General features: G+C 59.0%; 20 protein-coding genes. 6 read left to right on the top strand and 14 right to left on the bottom strand.

What is annotated here, in order from left to right; genetic code table 11:
• Nucleotides 1–110: 110 nt before the first annotated feature.
• Nucleotides 111–1,934, bottom strand: coding sequence for a sigma-54-dependent Fis family transcriptional regulator (locus OQ460_RS14205; RefSeq protein WP_410018091.1), 1,824 nt, complete (start codon nt 1,932–1,934; stop codon nt 111–113).
• 344 nt (nt 1,935–2,278) lie between these two features.
• On the opposite strand from OQ460_RS14205, the gene OQ460_RS14200 reads away from it, so the two are divergent.
• From OQ460_RS14200 to OQ460_RS14175, 6 genes are read left to right on the top strand one after another with little or no spacing between them, the layout of a single operon-like run.
• On the top strand, nt 2,279–3,373 hold the full coding sequence (locus OQ460_RS14200) for an ABC transporter ATP-binding protein (protein ID WP_410018090.1): 1,095 nt from the start codon (nt 2,279–2,281) through the stop codon (nt 3,371–3,373).
• A complete protein-coding gene (locus OQ460_RS14195; protein ID WP_410018089.1) occupies nt 3,373–4,470 on the top strand; it encodes an ABC transporter ATP-binding protein in 1,098 nt (365 codons plus the stop codon). Before OQ460_RS14200 ends, OQ460_RS14195 begins: the two co-directional genes overlap by 1 nt.
• Complete coding sequence (locus OQ460_RS14190; protein ID WP_410018088.1) at nt 4,467–5,333, top strand: carbohydrate ABC transporter permease; 867 nt, start codon at nt 4,467–4,469, stop codon at nt 5,331–5,333. The genes OQ460_RS14195 and OQ460_RS14190 overlap by 4 nt, the downstream gene beginning before the upstream one ends.
• Before the next feature lie 10 nt (nt 5,334–5,343).
• On the top strand, nt 5,344–6,144 hold the full coding sequence (locus tag OQ460_RS14185) for a carbohydrate ABC transporter permease (protein ID WP_410018087.1): 801 nt from the start codon (nt 5,344–5,346) through the stop codon (nt 6,142–6,144).
• A 10-nt stretch (nt 6,145–6,154) separates the two neighbouring features.
• Complete coding sequence (locus OQ460_RS14180; protein ID WP_410022009.1) at nt 6,155–6,427, top strand: DUF2160 domain-containing protein; 273 nt, start codon at nt 6,155–6,157, stop codon at nt 6,425–6,427.
• A 38-nt stretch (nt 6,428–6,465) separates the two neighbouring features.
• Nucleotides 6,466–8,208, top strand: coding sequence for a carbohydrate ABC transporter substrate-binding protein (locus OQ460_RS14175; protein WP_410018086.1), 1,743 nt, complete (start codon nt 6,466–6,468; stop codon nt 8,206–8,208).
• Nucleotides 8,209–8,450: 242 nt separating this feature from the next.
• Here the strand turns inward: OQ460_RS14175 and nuoN are convergent, their stop codons facing one another.
• The 13 genes from nuoN to OQ460_RS14110 form a co-directional block, all read right to left on the bottom strand.
• On the bottom strand, nt 8,451–9,914 hold the full coding sequence (nuoN, locus tag OQ460_RS14170) for an NADH-quinone oxidoreductase subunit NuoN (RefSeq protein WP_410018085.1): 1,464 nt from the start codon (nt 9,912–9,914) through the stop codon (nt 8,451–8,453).
• Between the two features lie 7 nt (nt 9,915–9,921).
• A complete protein-coding gene (nuoM, locus tag OQ460_RS14165; RefSeq protein WP_410018084.1) occupies nt 9,922–11,454 on the bottom strand; it encodes an NADH-quinone oxidoreductase subunit M in 1,533 nt (510 codons plus the stop codon).
• Nucleotides 11,455–11,503: 49 nt separating this feature from the next.
• Complete coding sequence (gene nuoL / locus OQ460_RS14160) at nt 11,504–13,357, bottom strand: NADH-quinone oxidoreductase subunit L (protein WP_410018083.1); 1,854 nt, start codon at nt 13,355–13,357, stop codon at nt 11,504–11,506.
• Nucleotides 13,354–13,662 (bottom strand): NADH-quinone oxidoreductase subunit NuoK, encoded by a 309-nt coding sequence (gene nuoK, locus OQ460_RS14155; RefSeq protein WP_003174727.1) that lies wholly within the window; start codon nt 13,660–13,662, stop codon nt 13,354–13,356. The genes nuoL and nuoK overlap by 4 nt, the downstream gene beginning before the upstream one ends.
• Before the next feature lie 2 nt (nt 13,663–13,664).
• On the bottom strand, nt 13,665–14,168 hold the full coding sequence (nuoJ, locus tag OQ460_RS14150) for an NADH-quinone oxidoreductase subunit J (RefSeq protein ID WP_058415522.1): 504 nt from the start codon (nt 14,166–14,168) through the stop codon (nt 13,665–13,667).
• Between the two features lie 9 nt (nt 14,169–14,177).
• A complete protein-coding gene (nuoI, locus tag OQ460_RS14145) occupies nt 14,178–14,726 on the bottom strand; it encodes an NADH-quinone oxidoreductase subunit NuoI (RefSeq protein WP_003174725.1) in 549 nt (182 codons plus the stop codon).
• An 11-nt stretch (nt 14,727–14,737) separates the two neighbouring features.
• Nucleotides 14,738–15,745, bottom strand: a complete 1,008-nt coding sequence (gene nuoH, locus OQ460_RS14140; RefSeq protein ID WP_017737147.1) for an NADH-quinone oxidoreductase subunit NuoH — start codon at nt 15,743–15,745, stop codon at nt 14,738–14,740.
• Nucleotides 15,742–18,456, bottom strand: a complete 2,715-nt coding sequence (nuoG, locus tag OQ460_RS14135) for an NADH-quinone oxidoreductase subunit NuoG (RefSeq protein ID WP_410018082.1) — start codon at nt 18,454–18,456, stop codon at nt 15,742–15,744. The genes nuoH and nuoG overlap by 4 nt, the downstream gene beginning before the upstream one ends.
• Before the next feature lie 136 nt (nt 18,457–18,592).
• The gene (gene nuoF / locus OQ460_RS14130) at nt 18,593–19,948 is read right to left on the bottom strand and encodes an NADH-quinone oxidoreductase subunit NuoF (protein WP_410018081.1); all 1,356 of its coding nucleotides are present in this window, start codon (nt 19,946–19,948) and stop codon (nt 18,593–18,595) included.
• A complete protein-coding gene (gene nuoE, locus OQ460_RS14125) occupies nt 19,945–20,442 on the bottom strand; it encodes an NADH-quinone oxidoreductase subunit NuoE (protein ID WP_154744205.1) in 498 nt (165 codons plus the stop codon). Before nuoE ends, nuoF begins: the two co-directional genes overlap by 4 nt.
• Before the next feature lie 2 nt (nt 20,443–20,444).
• Nucleotides 20,445–22,229: an NADH-quinone oxidoreductase subunit C/D gene (gene nuoC, locus OQ460_RS14120; protein WP_410018080.1), complete on the bottom strand. Its 1,785-nt coding sequence runs from the start codon at nt 22,227–22,229 to the stop codon at nt 20,445–20,447.
• A 71-nt stretch (nt 22,230–22,300) separates the two neighbouring features.
• Nucleotides 22,301–22,975: a NuoB/complex I 20 kDa subunit family protein gene (locus tag OQ460_RS14115; protein WP_124401061.1), complete on the bottom strand. Its 675-nt coding sequence runs from the start codon at nt 22,973–22,975 to the stop codon at nt 22,301–22,303.
• A gap of 10 nt (nt 22,976–22,985) precedes the next feature.
• Nucleotides 22,986–23,399: an NADH-quinone oxidoreductase subunit A gene (locus tag OQ460_RS14110; RefSeq protein WP_339528451.1), complete on the bottom strand. Its 414-nt coding sequence runs from the start codon at nt 23,397–23,399 to the stop codon at nt 22,986–22,988.
• Nucleotides 23,400–23,862: the final 463 nt, after the last annotated feature.

Genomic DNA, 23,862 nt, shown 5'->3' with positions numbered 1-23,862 from the left:
TCCGGAAAATCAGAATCAGCTTACGAGGAAGGTTTTTTTTCTGTCTTGCAACACCGCCCATAACCACATGAAGCGGCGATCAAGCCTAAGGACAAGCACGGTATTTGCGACTATGTGGCAGCACGTAATCGCTTGTACAACGTATTACGACTTACCCCTAGCTCCCGCGCCAGATGCGAGATATTGCCGCCGACTGCGTCCAGCCTTTGATTCAGGTTCTGGGTCTCGTCCAGAGGGGCCATTTGCATAATGGGCGTGGGCTGTCCCAGGTCGACAAAAAAATCATCCGGCAGATGCTCCGGGCGGATCGGTTGATCCTCGGCCATCGCCAGCGCCACCTGCATCACGCTGCTGACCTGGCGCAGATTGCCCGGCCACGGATGTTGTTCGAACAGGGCCAATACCTCGGCGCTGAGCCCGGCCCATTGCGTGGGTTCGCGGTGCTGTTGCCAGAGTTGCTTGAACAGTGCCTGTTTGTCGCTGCGCTCGCGCAATGGTGGCAGTTCCAAGGTCAGGCCACCGATGCGGTAGTACAGATCCTCGCGGAAACGTCCGATCAACACCTGTTCGCGCAGCGACCGATTGGTGGCCGAGATAATGCGCAGGTCCACCGGGAACAATTCGCTGCTGCCCACCGGCTGTACGCAACGCTCCTGCAATACCCGCAACAGTCGGGCCTGGGTGGGCAAGGGCATATCACCGATTTCATCGAGAAACAGCGTGCCCTTGTCAGCCTTGCGGATCAGGCCGATGCTACCTTTCTGGTTGGCACCGGTGAACGCGCCTTTTTCGTAGCCAAACAACTCCGATTCCACCAGCTCTGCAGGAATTGCCGCACAGTTGACCGCGATAAATGCTTGTTGATTGCGGGAACTGGCTTGGTGCAGGGCCTTGACGAAGACTTCCTTGCCTACCCCGGTTTCTCCATGAATCAACAGCGGGATGTCTTTTTCCAGTAGACGCTCGGCCTGGCGCACGGCTTTTTCCACGCGACTGTCGCCAAAATGCAGGCTCTTGAGGCTGATGACGGCCGGTGCGGCAGGTACCGGCTGCGCGAAGACCCGGGCCTGGACTGGTGTTTGCCTGGGGCGCTTCAACAGGCATTGAAAGCGATTACGTCCGGCAGCCTGTAGCGCGAACGGCAGGCCTTCGGGTTGATTGAGCAGCTCCAGCAAGGACACTTTGAACAGGCTGTCGATCATGACCCGCGACAGGCTGATGCCGAGCAAATTGTCGGCGCGACGGTTGGCTGATAGCACCTGGCCGCTTTCATCGAAGATCAGCAGGCCCGCCCATTGGCTGTCGAGGTTGTTCAGGCCGGTATTGAAGGTCAGCTGGAAATGCTCACCGCCAAACAGGTTGAGGATCAGCCGGTTTTCCACGGTCTGGCTCATCATCTTGACCATGCCAAGGGTGTGGGAGGGCGGCAGATAGCTGTCGCTGGACACATCCAGCACTGCAATGATTTCGCGGTGGGCATCAAAGATCGGCGCCGCCGACCCGGTCATGAAACGGTTGGCCTTGAGGAAGTGCTCGTCATGTTCGATATGTACGGCCTGCGCACAGGCCAGGGCGGTGCCGATGGCATTGGTGCCGCTTGAACGCTCCAGCCAACTGGCCCCGGCGCTGAAACCACGGGACAGTTTAGGGTCGATAAACCGTTGGGTGCCCCAAGAGGTCAGTACCTGGCCTTGATGGTCGGCCAACATGATCAGGCAATTGGAATTGCTGAGAATGTTTTCGTAATAGGGCAGCACTTCCTGATGAGTGGTCTGCACCAGCGAATGCTGGCGCTCCAGCAATTGGCTGATGCCTTCGGCGGGCAGTTGATCGAAGCTCGGCGTGCTCTGGTGATCCAGGCCGAAGGCACGGCAGCGGCGCCAGGAGTCCTGGATGATGGTGTCGTGTGGCAACAGCGGGGCGGGTGCGGCCATGATTGTGACCTTCTTTTTATTGTTGTTATGAGCCTTGCGCAATTCCAATGTGGGAGCGAGCGAATCAGTTGATACATCCGTCGACTGAAAAACTGCCATCGCGAGCAAGCCCGCTCCCACATTTTGATAGGTTTCGTCTGTTTTTACGGGCTTATTCAGTGTTGTTCAAATCTGTTCATTGTCAACCCGGTGGTTGTTCAGTTGTTCAGTTGTGAACGTTCATTTCTGTTCAGAGATGAACGCTGTGTTTTTCCAAACCATTGAGCAACCTGGAGTTTCGAGTTTTGGCACGAAACTCGCTGTGCCCTCTGTACCGAATCTTCCAAGAATAAAAAGGGCGTGTTATGTCATTGACCCTGGAACATGTCTCCCGCGTCGTCGAAGGCCAGACCTGGATCGATGATGTCAATCTGTGCTTTGAAGCCGGATCCTTCAACGTTTTACTGGGCCGCACCCTGTCCGGCAAAACCAGCCTGATGCGCTTGATGGCCGGCCTGGACAAGCCCGACAGCGGGCGCATCCTGATGAACGGGGTCGACGTCACCCAACAGCCGGTGCGCCTGCGCAACGTATCGATGGTGTATCAGCAGTTCATCAACTACCCGACCATGACCGTGTTCGAGAACATCGCCTCGCCACTCCGCCAGGCGGGCATGTCCAACGAGCAGATCCAGAGCAAGGTGCTGGAGACTGCGAAGATGCTGCGCATCGAGAAATTCCTGCAGCGCCACCCTCTGGAACTGTCAGGCGGCCAGCAGCAGCGCACGGCCATGGCACGGGCGTTGGTAAAGGATGCCCAACTGATCCTGTTTGATGAGCCGCTGGTGAACCTGGACTACAAACTGCGTGAAGAGCTGCGCCAGGAAATGCGCGAACTGTTCAAGGCGCGCCACACCATTGCCATTTACGCCACCACCGAGCCCAACGAAGCCTTGGCGCTGGGTGGTACCACGACGATTCTCCACGAAGGCCGGGTGATCCAGAGTGGCAAGGCCGCCGAGGTCTATCACCAACCGCAGACGGTGCTGGCGGCCGAGTTGTTTTCCGAGCCGCCGATCAACCTGATGCCGGGACGCATCAGCGGGAATGAAGTGAGTTTCGCCAACGACGTTCACTTCCCGATGAACGTCGACTTGCGGCCTATCGGTGAAGGTGAGTTCCGTTTTGGCGTACGCCCCAGCCATATCAGCCTGGTGCCCAGCAACGACGATGACCTGGAGCTGGCCGTAACGGTCGAAGTAGCCGAGATCAGCGGTTCGGAGACTTTTCTGCATGTGCGCAGCGAACATTTCCTGCTGGTTTTGCACTTGCCGGGGGTGCATGAGTACGACGTAGATGCGCCCATTCGCATTTATATCCCCACCCATAAACTGTTTGTGTTCGATGGCCAGGGGCGTTTGGTCCAGGCTCCCGGACGACGCGTCGCGAGGGTTGCCTGATGGCCGAGATCCACTTGCAGAACCTGGCGCATAGTTACAGCCCTACGCCGGTTGATCCTTCAGACTACGCCATCCGGGAAATGAACCACGTCTGGGAGCAGGGCGGTGCCTATGCATTGCTCGGCCCTTCGGGCTGCGGCAAGTCGACCTTGCTCAATATCATCTCCGGCCTGCTCAGCCCATCGGAGGGGCAGGTGCTGTTTGACAGCACAGTGGTGAATGACCTGAGCCCGGAAAAACGCAATATTGCCCAGGTGTTCCAGTTCCCGGTGGTCTACGACACCATGACGGTGTTCGACAACCTGGCGTTTCCGTTGCGTAACCAAGGCATGGCCGAGGCGAAGATTCACACCAAGGTGCAGGAAATTGCCGACGTACTTGATCTTCAACTGTTGTTGGGCAAAAAGGCCCGCAACCTCACTGCCGACGAAAAGCAGAAGGTTTCAATGGGTCGTGGGCTGGTGCGTGACGACGTGTCGGCAATCCTTTTCGACGAACCGCTGACGGTCATCGATCCACACTTGAAGTGGAAACTGCGGCGCAAGCTCAAGCAAATCCACGAGCAGTTCAACATCACCATGGTCTACGTGACCCACGATCAGTTGGAAGCCTCGACCTTTGCCGACAAGATTGCGGTGATGTATGGCGGGCAGATCGTGCAGTTCGGTACGCCGCGAGAGCTGTTCGAGCGGCCCAGTCATACGTTTGTCGGTTACTTCATCGGCAGCCCTGGGATGAATCTGATCGAGGTGCAGGCCGACGACGGTGGTGTGCGGTTTGCCGGCACTCGTCTGGCACTGTCCGAGGTGCAGCAACGGCAGATTTCGGATACGAACTACAAGAAGCTCCAGGTCGGCATTCGTCCTGAATTTATCCATGTGTGGGACGAGCCAAATCCTGATGCGTTGCAGGCCGATGTCGTCCATGTCGAAGACCTGGGCACCTACAAGATCCTGACCCTCAACCTGGATGGCGCACCGCTGAAAGTGCGCCTGGCCGAAGACAAACCGGTACCCGAGGGCAGGGCATCCATCAGCTTTCCGGCCCAATGGCTGATGGTTTACGCCGATGATTACTTGCTGGAGGCACGGCCATGAACAAGGTGCAGAACAACAAGGCCTGGTGGCTGGTTTTACCGGTGTTTCTGCTGGTGGCGTTCAGCGCGGTGATCCCGATGATGACCGTGGTCAATTACTCGGTGCAGGATATTTTCGACCAGTCCAGTCGTTATTTCGTCGGTGCCGATTGGTATAGGCAGGTGTTGTTGGATCCGCGCCTGCATGACTCGCTGTTGCGCCAGTTCATTTACTCGGCCTGTGTGTTGCTGATCGAAATTCCGCTGGGCATTGCCATCGCCCTGACCATGCCAACCAAGGGCCGCTGGTCGTCGCTGGTGTTGATTGTCATGGCGATCCCGCTGCTGATCCCGTGGAACGTGGTCGGCACCATCTGGCAGATCTTCGGGCGCGCCGATATCGGCCTGCTGGGCTCAACCCTTAATGCCATGGGCATCAACTACAACTATGCCGCCAACACCATGGACGCCTGGGTCACGGTGTTGGTGATGGATGTGTGGCACTGGACGTCGCTGGTGGCGCTGCTGTGTTACTCGGGACTGCGGGCGATACCGGATGTGTATTACCAGGCTGCGCGTATTGATCGGGCATCCAGTTGGGCGGTGTTCCGACATATCCAGTTGCCGAAGATGAAGAGCGTGCTGCTGATCGCCGTGATGTTACGTTTTATGGACAGTTTCATGATTTACACCGAGCCGTTCGTATTGACGGGAGGGGGCCCGGGTAACGCGACTACCTTCTTGAGTCAGACCTTGACCCAAATGGCGATAGGCCAATTTGACCTGGGGCCGGCCGCGGCGTTCTCGCTGGTGTATTTCCTGATCATCCTGTTGGTGTCCTGGCTGTTCTACACCGCCATGACCCATTCCGATGCCAATCGCTGAGGTTGCCCCTATGAGCATGCGCAAAGTGGTGCCCCTGTTGATCTATATCTTGTTCCTGCTGGTACCGATCTACTGGCTGCTGAACATGTCTTTCAAGAGCAACACCGAAATCCTCGGTAGCCTGACGCTGTTTCCCCAGCACTTCACCTTGGCCAACTATAAGGTGATTTTCACCGACCCCAGTTGGTACACCGGTTACCTCAACTCGTTGTATTACGTGAGCCTGAACACGGTGATTTCTCTGGCAGTGGCGTTGCCGGCGGCCTACGCGTTTTCGCGCTACCGGTTTCTGGGGGACAAGCACCTGTTCTTCTGGCTGCTGACTAACCGCATGGCTCCACCTGCGGTATTTCTGCTGCCGTTTTTCCAGCTGTATTCGTCGATTGGCCTGTTCGATACACATATTGCCGTGGCCCTGGCCCACTGCTTGTTCAACGTGCCGTTGGCGGTATGGATCCTGGAGGGATTCATGTCTGGGGTGCCCAAGGAAATTGATGAAACCGCCTACATCGATGGCTATAGCTTTCCCAAGTTTTTCGTAAAGATTTTCGTCCCCTTGATTGGCTCGGGCATCGGTGTCACGGCGTTTTTCTGCTTTATGTTCTCCTGGGTCGAACTCCTACTGGCGCGCACGCTGACGTCGGTCAACGCCAAGCCGATTGCCGCGGTGATGACTCGCACCGTATCCGCATCCGGGATTGACTGGGGCGTGCTCGCGGCGGCCGGGGTGTTGACCATTTTGCCGGGCATGCTGGTGATCTGGTTTGTTCGCAACCATGTGGCCAAGGGCTTTGCCCTGGGCCGGGTCTGAGGATTCGATGATGGAATGGATGGCCTGGACCACCCCGACCGCGCTGTTCTTTGCGGCTATTGCCCTGTTGCTGGCGGGCATGACCACCTGGGAATTGCGCTCGCCGAGTATCCCGCGGCGTGGGTTTTTACCGATCAGCACGACCCGTGGTGATCGCTTGTTTATCGGTCTTCTCGGAAGCGCTTACCTGCATCTGCTGGTAATCGGCGTAACCGGCTGGAGCATCTGGGTGGCGTCCGCGCTGTCTCTGGTGTGGCTGTTGTGTGTGATGCGCTGGGGATAGCCACTGGCGTCCCTTTTGAACCTAACCAGGAGGTCTCTATGTTCGATAAAAACAATAAGCTGCGACATAGCATTTCATTGGCCGCCGTATTGTCGCTCAGCGGCCTGAGTGCTGCGGCCTGGGCCGATGCGTACGAAGAAGCCGCGAAAAAATGGATTGGCAGTGAGTTCAAACCGTCCACCCTTGACGAAGCCCAGCAGCTTGAAGAGCTGAAGTGGTTTATCAAGGCGGCCGAGCCGTTTCGTGGGATGAAGATCAACGTGGTGTCGGAAACCCTCACCACCCATGAGTATGAATCCAAGGTGCTGGCCAAAGCGTTCAGTGAAATCACCGGGATCAAGCTGACCCACGATCTGTTGCAGGAAGGCGACGTGGTGGAGAAGCTGCAAACCCAGATGCAGTCCGACAAGAATATCTATGACGGCTGGGTCAATGACTCGGACCTGATCGGTACGCACTTTCGCTATGGCAAGACTGAGTCCATCACCGACCTGATGGCCAACGAAGGCAAAAACTTCACTTCGCCGACCCTGGACCTCAAGGACTTCATCGGTATTTCCTTCACTACCGCGCCGGACGGCAAGATTTATCAGTTGCCCGACCAGCAGTTCGCCAACCTGTACTGGTTCCGTGCCGACTGGTTCGAGCGCGCCGACCTGAAAGCCAAGTTCAAGGAAAAATACGGCTACGAATTGGGTGTGCCAGTGAATTGGTCCGCCTATGAAGATATCGCCAAATTCTTCAGCGAGGACGTCAAGGAAATCGACGGCAAGCGCGTCTATGGGCACATGGATTATGGCAAGAAAGACCCATCGCTGGGCTGGCGCTTCACTGATGCCTGGTTCTCCATGGCCGGAGGTGGCGACAAAGGCTTGCCTAATGGCTTGCCGGTGGATGAGTGGGGGATTCGTGTCGAGGATTGCCATCCGGTCGGCTCCAGCGTCACCCGGGGCGGCGACACCAACGGCCCGGCGGCAGTATTCGCCACGCAAAAATACGTGGACTGGATGAAAGCCTACGCACCACCGGAAGCAGCGGGCATGACCTTTTCCGAGTCCGGACCGGTGCCGTCACAGGGTAATATCGCCCAGCAAATCTTCTGGTACACCGCATTCACCGCCGACATGACCAAGCCGGGCCTGCCGGTAGTGAACGCCGATGGCACGCCAAAATGGCGCATGGCCCCATCACCACGCGGCCCGTACTGGGAAGAGGGAATGAAGCTCGGTTATCAGGACGTGGGTGCCTGGACGTTCCTCAAGTCCACGCCGGAAAAACAAAAACTCGCGGCCTGGCTCTATGCACAGTTCGTCACCTCGAAAACCGTCTCGCTGAAGAAAACCATCGTCGGTCTGACGCCGATTCGTGAGTCGGACATCAACTCCCAGGCCATGACTGAAATGGCGCCGAAGCTGGGTGGCCTGGTGGAGTTCTATCGCAGCCCCGCACGGGTGCAGTGGACACCTACCGGCACCAACGTGCCGGATTATCCACGTCTGGCGCAACTGTGGTGGAGTAATATCGCGGCTGCCGCCAGTGGCGAGAAGACCCCGCAACAGGCCCTGGATAATCTGGCCAAGGAGCAGGACGCAATCATGACGCGCTTGGAGCGCGCCAAGGTGCAACCGGTATGTGGGCCGAAGATGAATCCTGAGCGTGACGCGCAATACTGGTTTGACCAGCCTGGAGCGCCGAAGCCGAAACTGGCGAACGAAAAGCCCAAGGGTGAGACCGTGAACTACGCCGACTTGCTCAAGTCGTGGGAGGCGGCGCGTAAGTGAGGTGAGAGAAGTGAGTAGAACGGCACCGTGAGGTGCCGTTTTTTGTGGTGTTTCTGCTTCCGCCATCGCGAGCAAGCCCGCTCCCACATTTGACTGAGTTCGTCCTTTGGAATGCGATCAAATGTGGGAGCGGGCTTGCTCACGAAAGTGGTCGACGCTGCGCCGCACTGTTTGGATCAACTCCCATAAATGCAAAACGGCACCCGAAGGTGCCGTTTTGTTTGCTGCTTGTCGCTAAACGATCAACCCGCCATCACCGCATGCTGCACCAGGGTGAGCAACGGTTGTGGGTAGACACCCAGGAAGAACGCTAGCAGGGCGATTGCCAGCAGCATCACGCCGCCAGCTTTCTGTTCCCAGTGCAGTTCGGCGTCCACACGGCGAAGGTTTGGCTCGATCAGGTACAGGGTGACCATCACGCGCAGGTAGTAGAACACGCCAATGGCGCTACCCAGCACCAGGGAGGCAACCAACCACCACTCGTGGGCTTCAACACCGGTAGCGACGATGTAGAACTTGCCGATGAAGCCCGCGGTCAGCGGGATACCGGCCAGGGACAACATCATCACGGTCAGTACGGCGGTCAGGTACGGACGGCGCCAGAAAAGGCCACGGTATTCGTACAGGGCGTCGGCGTCGCGGCCTTTGTAAGGCGAGGACATCAGCGTGATCACGCCGAACGCGCCAAGGCTGGTGATCACGTAGGTGACCAGGTACACGCCAATCGCTTCTACCGCCAAACCCTTGCTCGCCACCAGGGCGATCAGCAGGTAGCCGAAGTGCGCGATGGACGAATAACCCAGCAGACGCTTGAGGTTGTTCTGGGTCAGCGCCAACAGGTTGCCGAACAGGATCGATGCGATGGCGATGATGGTCAGTACGTTGCTCAGCACCCCGGTGTTGGCCGCAGGGGAGATCTGGAACAGACGCACCATTACCGCAAACACCGCCACTTTCGAGGCCGTGGCCAGGAACGCAGCTACAGGCGCCGGGGCGCCTTCGTACACGTCCGGAGTCCACAGGTGGAACGGTACCAGCGACAGTTTGAATGCCAGGCCGATCAACATCATCCCCAGGCCCAACTGTGCGATCGGTGCAGGCATGCTGGTGGTTGCCAGTGCTTGACCGATACCGCTGAAGCTCAGGTTACCGGCTTCGGCATAGAGCAAGGCCATACCGAACAACAGGAACGCGGAACCGGCGGCCGACAGCACCATGTACTTGATGCCGGCTTCCAGGGAACGCTTGTTGAAGAAGGCATAGGCCACCAGGCCGTAGGTCGGGACCGACAGCAGTTCCAGGCCGATGAACAAGCCAGCCAGGTGTTGCGCGCTGACCAGCACGATACCGCCGGCCGCAGCCAGCAGGATCAGCAGGTATAGCTCTTCGCGGTTGCCCGGGTAGCCGGTGCCGCCTTCGCCCAGATAGGCATGGGCGAGGGTGACGCAGGCCAGTGTCGCGACGAGGATCAGCGCGATGTACAGCAGCGCGAAGTCATCGACCATCATCAGCGGGGTGACCGCCAGTGGCGCGACCTTGAGTGCCGGGATGATCGACAGCAAGGCCAGATTCAAACCGGCGGTGGACAGCAGGAACGTTTGTGAGTGATTGCGGCGCCAGGCGATCGCCAGCATCACCACCACGATGGTGAGGCTGGTGATCAGCAGCGGCGCAAGCGCGATAAAGTGTTGGATCGTGAATTCCATAGCGCTCTTACCGGGCCGAAGCGAGTTGAGTGAAGGCGGTGCTGAACCACTGCTGCACGCCATGCATCGTCGCGGCAGAAGTATCCAGGAACGGTTGCGGGTACACGCCGATGTAGATCAGCAGTACCGCAAGGCCGAGCACCATGATCAGTTCGCGAGCATCCATCCCCTGCAGGACGGTGTCGGACTTGGCCGGACCGAAATAGGCGCGGTGGATCATGATCAGCGAGTAGACCGAACCGAATACCAGGCCGGAAGTGGCGATTGCGCTGATCCACGGTGTTTGCACGAAAGCACCCATCAGAATCAGGAACTCGCCGATGAAGTTGCCGGTACCCGGCAAGCCCAGGGACGCGGCGGCGAAGAACAGGCTGATGGCCGGCAGATAGGCAATGCGCGACCACACGCCACCCATTTCACGCATGTCACGGGTATGCAGGCGTTCGTACAACTGACCACTGAGGATAAACAGTGCGGCTGCCGAGACACCGTGGGCCAACATCTGGATCACCGCGCCTTGCAATGCCAGCTGGCTGCCGGAGTAGATGCCGATCAGTACGAAGCCCATGTGGGAAACGGACGAGAAGGCAATCAGACGCTTGATGTCGGTTTGGGCAAAGGCCAGGAACGCACCGTAGAAAATCCCGATCAGACCCAGGGTCATGGCGATCGGCGCGAACTCGGCCGAGGCATTCGGGAACAACGGCAGGGCGAAACGCAGCAGGCCGTAGGCCGCGGTCTTCAACAGGATACCGGCCAGGTCGACGGAACCTGCGGTTGGCGCCTGGGCGTGAGCGTCAGGCAACCAGGAGTGGAACGGCACCACTGGTAGCTTCACCGCGAACGCGATGAAGAAACCGAGCATCAGGATGTACTCGGTGGTCAGCGACATCTTGGTCTTCAACAGGTCGGCGTAGTTGAAGGTAATCACGCCGGTGGTGTTGAAGTTGACCAGTACCAGACCGAGGATCGCCACCAACATGATCAGGCCGGAAGCCTGGGTGAAGATGAAGAACTTGGTCGCCGCGTAGATCCGGGTTTTCTTGCCGTCCGAAGAACTGTGACCCCAGAGCGCGATGAGGAAGTACATCGGCACCAGCATCATTTCCCAGAAGAAGAAGAACATGAACAGGTCGAGGGCGAGGAATACGCCGACCACGCCGCCCAGGATCCACATCAGGTTCAGGTGGAAGAAGCCCACGTGACGCTGGATCTCTTTCCAGGAGCACAGTACCGAGAGGATACCCAGCAGGCCGGTCAGCAGGATCATCAACAGCGACAGGCCGTCCAGGGCCAGATGCACATTGATGCCGAAGCGCTCGATCCAGACGTGCTTGAACTCAAGCGCGAAGCTTGGATCGGCACCCGGTGCCGGAGCAAATGAATAGTCACCATGGGCCCACAGCCAGAGGCCGAGTGCGAGTTCCAGGGACATGGTCAGCAACGCAATCCAGCGGGGCAGGGTGGCGCCGAAGCGCTCACCCATCCAGCAGAGCAGGCCGCCGATAAAGGGAATCAGGATTAGCCAGGGCAGAATCATGACGGGCTCGTTTCCTTTCGCAGGTTCGCAAAGTTCGCAATGTACATAGTCAGACCGCTACCACAACGATGGCGCCGATCACCAGGACGGCACCGGCAGCCATGGAAGCGGCATACCAACGCAATTGGCCAGTCTCGCTGCGGCTCAGGGCATTGTGTCCACCCTTGGCGGCACGCGGGATCAAACCGATAGCCTGGTCGAGCGGGTCTTTGCGTAGTACATGGCTGATCGCAAGGTAAGGCTTGACGAACAGTTTGTCGTAGATCCAATCGAAGCCCCAGGCAGCGAACCACCAGGCCGAAAGGAAGCGCCCGATGCCACTGTTGGCGACCGCAGTCACGAAGCGACGCTTGCCAAGGAACAGTAGCGCTGCAAGCAGGATACCGGCGATGGCAATGGCGCCCGAGGCGATTTCCAGGCTGTGCTTGTCTGCGCCGCCGGCATGGCCGACGCTTTGTGGCAATACACCGGCCAGTGGCGGGGTGATCATGGCGCCGATAAAGGTCGACAGGACGATCAGCACCGACAGTGGCAGCCAGTGGGAAATGCCATGGCCTGCATGGGCCTCGGTCTTGGCTTCACCGTGGAAGGTAATGAAGATCAGGCGGAAGGTGTACAACGAGGTCATGAACGCACCCACCAGTCCTGCGTACAGCAGACCCTGGTTTCCGCTGGCAAAGGCTTCCCAGAGGATTTCGTCCTTGGAGTAGAAACCTGCGGTCACCAGTGGCAGCGCAGCCAGTGCAGCGCCGCCGACGATGAAGCTGGCGTAGGCCAACGGCAACTTCTTCCACAGGCCGCCCATCTTGAAGATGTTCTGCTCGTGGTGGCAGGCAACAATCACTGCACCGGAAGCAAGGAACAGCAGGGCCTTGAAGAAGGCGTGGGTCATCAGGTGGAAGATCGCGCCGTCCCAGGCGCCGACGCCCAGGGCCAGGAACATATAGCCGATCTGGCTCATGGTCGAGTAGGCAAGGATACGCTTGATGTCGGTCTGTACCAGTGCGGCGAAACCGGCCAGCACCAATGTCACGCCACCTACCAGGCCGACAAGATGCAGGATCTCTGGCGCCAGGGTGAACAGGCCGTGGGTACGGGCGATCAGGTAGACACCAGCGGTCACCATGGTTGCGGCGTGGATCAGTGCCGAAACCGGTGTAGGACCGGCCATCGCGTCCGCCAGCCAGGTTTGCAGCGGCAGTTGTGCGGATTTACCGACAGCGCCGCCTAGCAGCATCAGGGTTGCCAGGGTGATCCAGAAGTCGCCGACCTGGAATTTCTGCGGTGCCAGCACCAACAGTTCCTGGATATTCAGCGTGCCCACCTGTTGGAACAGGATGAACAGGCCGATGGCCATGAACACGTCGCCGATCCGGGTCACGATAAAGGCCTTGAGTGCCGCGTTACCGTTGTTGCGGTTGCTGTAGTAGAAACCGATCAACAGGTAGGAGCACAGGCCCACGCCTTCCCAACCGAAATACAGGAACAACAGGTTATCGCCGAGCACCAGGAACAGCATGCTGGCGATAAACAGGTTGGTGTACGAGAAGAAGCGCGAGTAACCCGCTTCACCGCGCATGTACCAGGACGCGAACAGGTGGATCAGGAAGCCCACGCCGACCACTACGCCAAGCATGGTGATCGACAGGCCGTCGACGTAGAGGGCGAAGTTGGGCTTGAAGCCCTCCACCGACATCCACTGCCACAGCACCAGGGTGTAGTGACCGCCTTCCGGAGGCGCGACGTTGAATTGCCAGATGACGTAGGCGGTAACAATCGCCGACAACCCAATGGAACCCACGCCGATCAGCGCCGAGAGGTTTTCCGACCAGCGTCCACGGGAGAACGACAGCAGCAGGAAACCGACCAGGGGAAATACGAAAGTCAGAAAGATCATGTTCATCCGCGCATCTCACTGGCAGCGTCGATATCAAGCGTATGGAAGCGACGATACAGTTGCAGCAGGATCGCCAGGCCAATACTGGCCTCGGCGGCTGCCAGGCTGATAACCAGGATGAACATCACTTGTCCATCCGGCTGGCCCCAACGTGCGCCGGCTACGATGAACGCCAGTGCGGCAGCGTTCATCATGATTTCCAGGCTCATCAACACGAATAGAATGTTACGGCGAACCATCAGGCCGACCAGGCCAAGGCAGAACAGGATGCCGGCGACCGCCAGACCATGCTCCAAGGGGATAGCAGGCATCGTCATTGCTCCTTGGCTTCGTTGCGGCCCAAGTGGAAGGCGGTGATGACTGCCGCGAGCAGCAGCATCGAAGCCAGTTCGACCACCAACAGGTACGGGCCGAACAGGCTGATGCCCACGGCCTTGGCGTCTACGGTGGTGTGGCCGATGGCCTGGCCGCTCTGGTGGGCGAACAGTACATACAGCAGTTCAGCCAGCAGCAACGCTGCCAGGATCACCGGGCCAAGCCAGATGCCGGGCTTGAGCCAGACGCGTTCCTGGGCGACCGAAGCCGGCCCCAGGTTGAGCATCATCACCACAAACACGAACAGCACCATAATGGCGCCGGCATAGGCGATCACTTCCAGCACACCGGCAAACGGTGCGCCGAGGCTGAAGAAAGTCATGGCCACGGCGATCAGCGAAATGATCAGGTAGAGCAGGGCGTGCACGGGGTTGGTGTTGGTGATCACGCGAAGCGTGGATACCACTGCAATACCCGATGCGAAATAGAAAGCGAATTCCATCTTTCTTCCTTAAGGCAGCAAGCTCTTCACGTTGATCGGCTCGGCTTCGTTTTGTGCGGCGCCTTTCGGCTTACCGGCAACGGCCATACCTGCAACACGATAGAAGTTGTAATCAGGGTTTTTACCGGGACCAGAGATCAATAGATCTTCTTTCTCGTACACCAGGTCCTGACGTTTGAACTCGGCCATCTCGAAATCCGGGGTGAGCTGGATCGCGGTGGTCGGGCAGGCTTCCTCGCAGAGGCCGCAGAAAATGCAGCGTGAGAAGTTGATGCGGAAGAAGTCCGGGTACCAGCGACCGTCTTCGGTTTCAGCTTTCTGCAGCGAAATGCAGCCCACCGGGCACGCCACGGCGCACAAGTTGCAGGCTACACAGCGTTCTTCGCCATCGGGGTCGCGGGTCAGCACGATACGGCCGCGATAGCGCGGCGGCAGGTAGACCGCTTCTTCCGGGTATTGCAGGGTGTCGCGTTTGCGAAAGCCGTGACCGAACACCATCACCAGGCTTCGCAACTGGGTACCGGTACCCTTAACGATGTCGCCAATATATTTGAACATGGGTCAAATCCTCACTGAACCGCGCCCGCTGGCGTGTTCAACAACACAACGGCAGCAGTCACCAGCAAATTGATCAGGGTCAGCGGCAGGCAGAATCTCCAGCTGAAATCCATCACCTGGTCATACCTTGGGCGCGGGATGGAAGCGCGCAGCAGGATGAACAACATGATGAAGAACGCGGTCTTCAGGAAGAACCAGAAGAATGCCAGTTGCGGCAGGATGCCGAACGGTCCGTGCCAGCCGCCGAAGAACAAGGTCACCAGCAGGGCCGAGATCAAGATGATGCCGATGTACTCACCGACGAAGAACATGCCCCATTTCATGCCGGCATATTCGATGTGGTAACCGTCGGCCAGTTCCTGTTCCGCTTCCGGCTGGTCGAACGGGTGACGGTGAGTCACGGCCACGCCAGCGATGAAGAAGGTACAGAAACCGAAGAACTGCGGAATGATGAACCACAGGTTCTGTGCCTGGTACTCGACGATGTCGCGCATGTTGAACGAGCCAACCTGCACCACGATACCCATCAATGCCAGGCCCATGAACACTTCATAGGACACGGTCTGGGCCGAGGCGCGCAAGCTGCCCAGCAGGGCGAACTTGTTGTTACTGGCCCAGCCGGCGAACAGCACCGCGTAGACCGACAGACCGGCCATGGCGAAGAAGAACAGCAAGCCGATGTTCAGGTCCGCCACGCCCCAGGTCGGGGTGATCGGGATGATTGCAAAGGCAATCAGCAAGGCGCTCATGGCCACGACCGGTGCCAGGGTGAAGATCACCTTGTCGGCAAACGGCGGGGTCCAGTCTTCCTTGAAGAACATTTTCAGCATGTCGGCGGCGATCTGGAACATGCCGAACGGGCCAACGCGGTTCGGACCGTAGCGGTCCTGCCACCAGCCCAGCAGGCGACGCTCAACGAAGCTGAGCAGGGCGCCCGCGACGACCACGGCCAACAGGATCACGATGGCCTTGACCACCGAGATGATCACGTCGATCACTTCAGGAGTGAACCAAGTCATTGCGCTGCCTCCTGCAGACCGTCAACGGTTTTGCCAAAGATTGCCGGAGGAATGCCGGCGAGGCCTTTTGGCAGTGCAACCAGGCCGGCACCCAGCTCGTCGTTGATGCGCAGCGGCAGACGCAGGGTCTGGCCGGCTACGTTCAAGCTGAGCAGGGCACCGTCATTGACGCCCAGGCGATCGGCTTCCGACTTGGCCAAGGCTACGTAGGCAGCCGGGATGCGCTCTTGAACCGGCGCGGCTTTGGAAGAGTTCTCTTCGCTGCCGAACAGGTGGAAGAACGGCACGATCTGCCAGGTGCCTTGGGCCGGGTTGAATGGACGCGGTACTGCGGCGAACCAGTTCAGCGAGTCACCGGTGCTTTCGATCAGGCGGGTGCCCGGGTCGCCAGCGCGGATGTGACCACCGACTTCGTCCTGGAACTTGTTCCAGGCTTGCGGCGAGTTCCAGCCCGGAGACCAAGCGAAAGGTACTTGCTGACGCGGTTCGACCGAACCCGAGTAACCTTCCATGGAGAAGGCGAACGCTGTGTCGTTATCTTGCGGGGTGCGCGGTTCGTGCACGCTGATGTCAGCGCGCATGGCGGTACGACCGGAGTAACGCAGCGGTTCACGGGCCAGTTTCATGCCCTTGATACGGAACGCGGCGGACGGCGCAGCGTCGACGATGCGTGCCAGTTGCGGTGCGCTTGAGGCGCAGGCTGCGGTCACGTGGTCGAGCTGGGTCCAGTCGATCGGCTGGTTCAGCAAGGTCGCGCGCAGGGCATGCAGCCAGCGCCAGCCTTCGTGAACCAGGATGCTGGCATCCATGTACTTTGGATCAAACACCTGGAAGAAGCGCTGGGCGCGGCCTTCCTGGCTGACCAGGGTACCGTCGCCTTCGGCGAAGGTTGCGGCGGGCAGCACCAGGTCGGCGCGATCACTGGTGGCATTCTTCTGATGGTCGGCCACGATCAGCACTTTGGCGGCGGCCAATGCTGCGTCGACTTTGGCGGCATCGGTGCGGGTGTACAAGTCGTTTTCCAGCACAACGATGGCGTCGGCACGGCCTTCGGTCACGGCTTGCAGGGCGGCGTCCACGGACTCGCCACCGAGCATGGCCAGGCCGAGGCTGTTGGCTTCCGGTACGATCAGGCTGATGGAGCCGTTCTTCTCGCGCAGCTTGAGGGCCTTGGCGATGTTGGCGGCGGCTTCGATCAGCGCCTTGGACCCCAGTGAGGTACCGGCAATGATCAGCGGACGCTTGGCTGCCAGCAAGGCATTGGCAATGCGCTGGGCCAGTTCGACGGCTTCCGTGTCCAGGCCTTCGACGGCAGGTGCGCTGGCGTCGAGGGCGTGGGCTACGGCGAAACCGATGCGGGCCAGGTCGTCCGGTGCAGCATGAACGCATTCTTCGGCGATGTCGTCGAGCTTGGTTTCAGCCAGGGAGGCGATAAACAATGGGTTCAGCGCGTGCTGGCCGATGTTTTTCACCGCGGCGTCGAGCCAAGGCTGGACGCGCATGGCGTCGGCCATGTCTTCGGCCTTGCCTTTGACCGATTGGCGCAGCGACAGGGCGATGCGGGCAGCGGTCTGGGTCAGGTCTTCACCGAGCACGAAGATGGCGTCGTGGTCTTCGATGTCGCGCATGTTCGGAACCGGCAGCGGACTGTCGTTCAGGACCTGCAGGACCAGGCGGACGCGCTCCAGTTCACCGGCTTCGATGCCCGAGTAGAAGTGCTCGGCGCCCACCAGTTCGCGCAACGCGTAGTTGCTTTCGAGGCTGGCGCGTGGCGAACCGATACCGACGATATTGCGACCGCGCAGCAGGTCTGCGGCTTTATCCAGCGCGTCGTCCAGGCTCAGTTTGGCGCCATCGGCCAGCAATGGTTGGCGAGGACGGTCTTCGCGGTTGACGTAGCCGTAGCCAAAACGGCCACGGTCGCACAGGAAGTACTGGTTGACCGAGCCGTTGAAGCGGTTTTCGATACGACGCAGTTCACCGTAGCGCTCGCCTGGGGAAATGTTGCAACCGCTGGAGCAACCGTGGCAGATGCTCGGGGCGAACTGCATGTCCCACTTGCGGTTGTAGCGCTCGGAGTGGGTCTTGTCGGTGAACACACCGGTCGGGCAGACCTCGGTCAGGTTGCCGGAGAACTCGCTTTCGAGCACACCATCCTCAACGCGACCGAAGTACACGTTGTCGTGGGCGCCGAATACGCCCAGGTCGGTACCGCCGGCGTAATCTTTATAGAAGCGTACGCAGCGGTAGCAGGCGATGCAGCGGTTCATTTCGTGGGAAATGAACGGGCCCAGTTGCTGGTTCTGGTGGGTACGCTTGGTGAAGCGATAACGGCGCTCGTTGTGGCCGGTCATCACCGTCATGTCTTGCAAGTGGCAGTGACCGCCTTCCTCACAGACCGGGCAGTCGTGGGGGTGGTTGGTCATCAGCCATTCAACGACACTGGCGCGGAACGCCTTGGATTCATCATCATCGATGGAGATCCAGGTGTTGTCGGTGGCTGGCGTCATGCAGGACATGACGATGCGACCACGGGTGTCGTTCTCGTCGGTGTACTGCTTGACCGCGCACTGGCGACAGGCACCGACGCTACCTAAAGCGGGGTGCCAGCAGAAATAAGGGATGTCGAGACCTAGTGACAGACACGCCTGTAACAGGTTGTCTGCCCCATCGACTTCGAGCGCTTTGCCGTCTACGTGGATAGTGGCCATGGTTCAAAGATCTTCGTTGGCCCGGTGTCAGCGGGCGTGGCTAATGGAATCTTGTTATTCATGTGAATCAACACAGCCGTTCAAGGCGTCATCACATGAGAAAGCGAAGGGCACGGACCCTTCGCTTTTTTAAGCGTTACGCGCCGACTACGATCGGCTTTGCCAGGGGCGGGACGGCGGCGCTGGTAGGCGCGATGCCGGCTTCGAACTCCGAGCGGAAGTATTTGATTGCGCTGCCCAAAGGCTCCACTGCGCCCGGTGCGTGGGCACAGAAGGTCTTGCCTGGGCCGAGGAAGCCGACCAGGCCCAGCAGGGTCTCGATATCACCCTCACGGCCTTCGCCATTTTCCAGGGACATCAGCAACTTGACGCTCCATGGCAGGCCATCGCGGCACGGGGTACAGAAGCCGCAGGACTCGCGGGCAAAGAACTGCTCCATGTTGCGCAGCAACGACACCATGTTGACGGTGTTGTCCACCGCCATGGCCAGGCCAGTGCCCATACGGGTTCCGACCTTGCCGATGCCGCCGGCGTACATTTGTGCATCCAGGTGCTCGGGCAACAGGAAACCGGTACCCGCGCCACCTGGCTGCCAGGCCTTGAGGGTATAGCCGTCGCGCATGCCGCCGGCGTAATCCTCGAACAGCTCGCGAGCGGTCACGCCGAAGGGCAGTTCCCACAAGCCAGGGTTCTTGACCTTGCCGGAGAAGCCCATGAGCTTGGTGCCCATGTCTTCGCTGCCGTCCCGGGCCAACGACTTGTACCAGTCCACGCCGTCGGCAATGATCGCCGGCACGTTGCACAGGGTCTCGACGTTGTTTACACAGGTCGGCTTGCCCCACACGCCGACGGCGGCAGGGAAGGGCGGCTTGGAGCGCGGGTTGGCGCGGCGGCCTTCGAGGGAGTTGATCAGCGCGGTTTCTTCACCGCAGATATAACGCCCGGCGCCGGTGTGCACGAACAGCTCGAAGTCGAACCCAGAACCGAGGATGTTCTTGCCCAACAGGCCAGCCGCCTTGGCTTCTTCCACGGCACGGTTGAGGTGCTTGGCGGCGGTGGTGTATTCGCCGCGCAGGAAGATGTAGCCACGGTAGGTTTTCAGCGCGCGGGCGCTGATCAGCATGCCTTCGATCAGCAGATGGGGCAGTTGCTCCATCAGCATGCGGTCTTTCCAGGTGTTGGGCTCCATTTCATCCGCGTTGCACAGCAGGTAGCGGATGTTGATGGATTCGTCCTTGGGCATCAGGCCCCACTTCACGCCCGTGGGGAAGCCTGCGCCGCCGCGGCCTTTGAGGCCGGCATCCTTCACGGTCTGGACGATGTCGTCCTGGGTCATGTCGGCAAACGCCTTGCGCGCAGCGGCATAGCCGTTCTTGGCCTGGTACTCGTCGAGCCATACCGGCTCGCCGTCGTCACGCAGGCGCCAGGTCAGCGGGTGGGTCTCAGGCGAACGCTTGATCAGGTTGGCCGGGCCGAAAGAGGTCAGGGTCATGGGTAGCCCTCGAGCAATTGGGTCACGCCAGCAGGCTGCACGTCACCGAATGTGTCGTCGTCGATCATCAACGCCGGCGCCTTGTCGCAGTTGCCCAGGCAGCACACCGGCAGCAGCGTGAAGCGGCCGTCGGCGGTGGTCTGGCCGAGGCCGATGCCCAGCTTGTTCTGGATCTCGCTGACCACGGACTCGTGGCCACCGATGTAGCAGACCATGCTGTCGCACACACGAATGATGTGACGGCCGACGGGCTGGCGGAAGATCTGACTGTAGAACGTCGCTACGCCTTCAACGTCGCTGGCAGGAATGCCGAGCATCTCGCCGATGGCGTAGAGCGCGCCGTCCGGCACCCAGCCACGTTCCTTCTGGACGATCTTCAGGGCTTCGATCGACGCTGCGCGCGGATCTTCGTAGTGATGCAGCTCGTGCTCGATGGCCGAGCGCTCGGTTTCACTCAAGGTGAAACGGTCTGTCTGGATAAGCGTGCTGTTCATGCTTAGCGGTCCACGTCGGCCATAACGAAATCGATACTACCCAGGTACGCAATCAAGTCCGCGACCATCTCGCCTTTGATCACCGAAGGGATCTGCTGCAAGTGCGGGAAGCTTGGAGTGCGAATCCGGGTGCGGTAGCTCATGGTGCCGCCATCGCTCGTCAGGTAATAACTGTTGATACCCTTGGTCGCTTCGATCATCTGGAAGGATTCGTTGGCCGGCATCACCGGGCCCCACGAAACTTGCAGGAAGTGTGTGATCAGGGTTTCGATGTGTTGCAGCGTGCGCTCTTTGGGCGGCGGCGTGGTCAGCGGGTGATCCGCCTTGTACGGGCCTTCCGGCATGTTGCGCATGCACTGGTCGATGATCTTGATGCTTTGGCGCATCTCTTCGACGCGGACCATGCAGCGGTCGTAGGCATCGCCGTTGGCGGCCAGTGGCACTTCGAATTCGAAGTTCTCGTAGCCGGAGTAAGGACGCGCCTTACGCAGGTCGAAATCGCAACCGGTGGAACGCAGGCCTGCACCGGTGACGCCCCATTCCAGGGCCTCTTTGGTGTTGTAGGCAGCGACGCCGATGGTCCGGCCCTTGAGGATGCTGTTGTCCAGGGCGGCCTTGGTGTATTCGTCGAGGCGTTTTGGCAACCAATCCACGAACTCCTTGACCAGCTTTTCCCAGCCGCGTGGCAAGTCGTGGGCGACACCTCCGATGCGATACCAGGCCGGGTGCAGGCGGAAGCCGGTGATGGCTTCGATCACCTTGTAGGCGCGCTGGCGGTCGGTGAAGGTAAAGAACACTGGGGTCATGGCGCCGACGTCCTGGATATAGGTACCCAGGAACAGCAGGTGGCTGGTGATGCGGAAGAATTCGGCCATCATGATGCGGATGGTGTCGACGCGGTCCGGTACCTTGATGCCGGCCAGCTTCTCGACCGAGAGCACGTACGGCAGGTTGTTCATCACGCCGCCGAGGTAGTCTATACGGTCGGTGTAGGGAATGTAGCTGTGCCACGACTGGCGCTCGCCCATCTTCTCGGCACCACGGTGGTGGTAGCCGATGTCCGGCACGCAGTCGACGATCTCTTCGCCGTCCAGTTGCAGGATGATACGAAAGGCACCGTGAGCCGAAGGGTGGTTTGGGCCCAGGTTGAGGAACATGTAGTCCTCGTTGGTGCTGGAACGCTTCATGCCCCAGTCTTCAGGGCGGAAGCGCGCGGCTTCCTCTTCCAACTGCTGTTTGGCGAGGGTCAGGCTGAACGGGTCGAATTCAGTGGCACGGGCCGGGAAATCCTTGCGCAACGGGTGACCTTCCCAGGTCGGCGGCATCATGATGCGCGACAGGTGAGGATGGCCGGGGAAGTCGATGCCGAACATGTCCCAGACTTCACGTTCGTACCAGTTGGCGTTTGGCCAGATACCGGTCACGGTCGGGACGCTCAGGTCGCTCTCGGACAGCGCGACCTTGATCATCACGTCACTGTTACGTTCGATCGACAGCAAGTGATAGAACACAGTGAAGTCAACGCCGCTCGGCAGGCCCTGACGCTTGGTGCGCAAACGCTCGTCCACGCCATGCAGGTCATAAAGCATGACATACGGTTTGGGCAGGTTACGCAAGAAAGTCAGGACTTCGACGAGCCGGGCGCGCGCCACCCACAGCACCGGCATACCGGTACGTGTGGCCTGCGCGGTGAAGGCGTCAGGGCCAAAACGGTTATTGAGTTCGACGACCACATCCTGGTCGTCTGCCTTATAAGGCGGGATGTACAGAGCACTGCCTGTAGTCATGGTTTTTTATCGCTTTCGGTCAACGTAAAGAATGAAGCCAGGTTTTCGTTCTATAGAAGAAGCGGTCTGGATCAGACTTCGTCGGGGCTGCGCAGGTTGGTGACTGCGATTCGCTGTTCGCGGCGCTGTTCCTTTTGTGACGGCATCTCGGCGCGGTACACGCCTTGATCTCCGACAACCCAGGAAAGTGGGCGACGCTCCTTGCCAATCGATTCCTGCAGCAGCATCAAGCCTTGCAGGAATGCTTCAGGGCGGGGCGGGCAGCCAGGCACGTAGACGTCCACGGGCAGAAACTTGTCCACTCCCTGGACCACGGAGTAGATGTCGTACATGCCACCGGAGTTGGCGCACGAACCCATGGAGATAACCCACTTCGGTTCGAGCATTTGCTCGTAGAGACGCTGAATGATCGGCGCCATCTTGATAAAGCAGGTGCCGGCGATAACCATGAAATCCGCCTGGCGCGGTGATGCCCGGATAACTTCGGCGCCAAAGCGCGCGATGTCATGGGGCGCCGTGAAGGCGGTGGTCATTTCCACGTAGCAGCACGAAAGGCCGAAGTTGTACGGCCACAGGGAGTTTTTACGCCCCCAGTTGACCGCACCGCTCAGCACGTCTTCCAGCTTGCCCATGTAGATGTTTTTGTGGACTTGATCTTCTAACGGATCGGAAACGGTTTCCCGTTCGCCAATGGGGTACTGCTCGTTAGGAGCATCCGGGTTGATCCTGGTGAGATTGTATTGCATCGCCAAAGCCTCATTGTTTCAGCTTCGCTTGCCGCTTGCGACGAGCTTCCGGAGCCCAGTCAAGGGCGCCCACTCGAAATAGGTAGACAAGGCCTGCCAACAGAATTGCTATGAAAATGAGAGCTTCGACAAATCCGGTCCAGCCGCTTTCGCGGACGGACACAGACCAGGCAAAGAGAAATAGGGCTTCGATATCGAAGATCACGAAGAGCATCGCGACCAGATAGAATTTGGCTGAGAGCCGCAAGCGGGCGCCACCTGTAGGCAGCATGCCGGACTCGAACGGTTCGTTTTTGCTGCGACCCCAGGCTTTTGACCCCAGGAGGCTGGATACGCCGAGCATGAAGGCACAGAGGCCGACGACGCCAAGAAGGAAAATGGCAAAGCCCCAGTTGTGGGCCATGAGTCCTGTCGCTTCGGGCATGCTGGTAATCCTTAACAGAGAGCAAGGGTCTCTGAGCTCGAAAAAGTAACGACGCAGTGACGATATGTCGCAGCGCAATCAATCGCGGTGATTTTATGGCTAAACACCCAGCAAGTAAAATTCCTGTAGCTAATTTATTCGCTGAAAGAAGGACATAGTGCACCTTTATGGGGCTGTAGCCCAGACACTGCGGGCATTAGCTTGATTTTCATCAAATATGTTTTGTTTGCTGTGTAACGATGTTTTATTGCTCCAAATGATAATGAATATTGTTTGCGAGGGTTTTAAGCGAGTGTTGAGCGCGTCGCGGGGAAAGTTGTTGTTACTTGGCTGTTTGGCGCAAGTTGCAAGCGCGCAACTTTTAACTGATTTTTCCTGAACAAATACCGCTCTGGATCAAGGTTTTGCGCAAAAACAACAGGCTGAGCGCATTTTCATTGTGGGAGCGGGCAAGCCCATGCAT

Source organism: Pseudomonas imrae, assembly GCF_046352735.2.
GTDB lineage: Bacteria > Pseudomonadota > Gammaproteobacteria > Pseudomonadales > Pseudomonadaceae > Aquipseudomonas > Aquipseudomonas imrae.
This window is presented reverse-complemented; position numbering and strand designations above follow the sequence as displayed.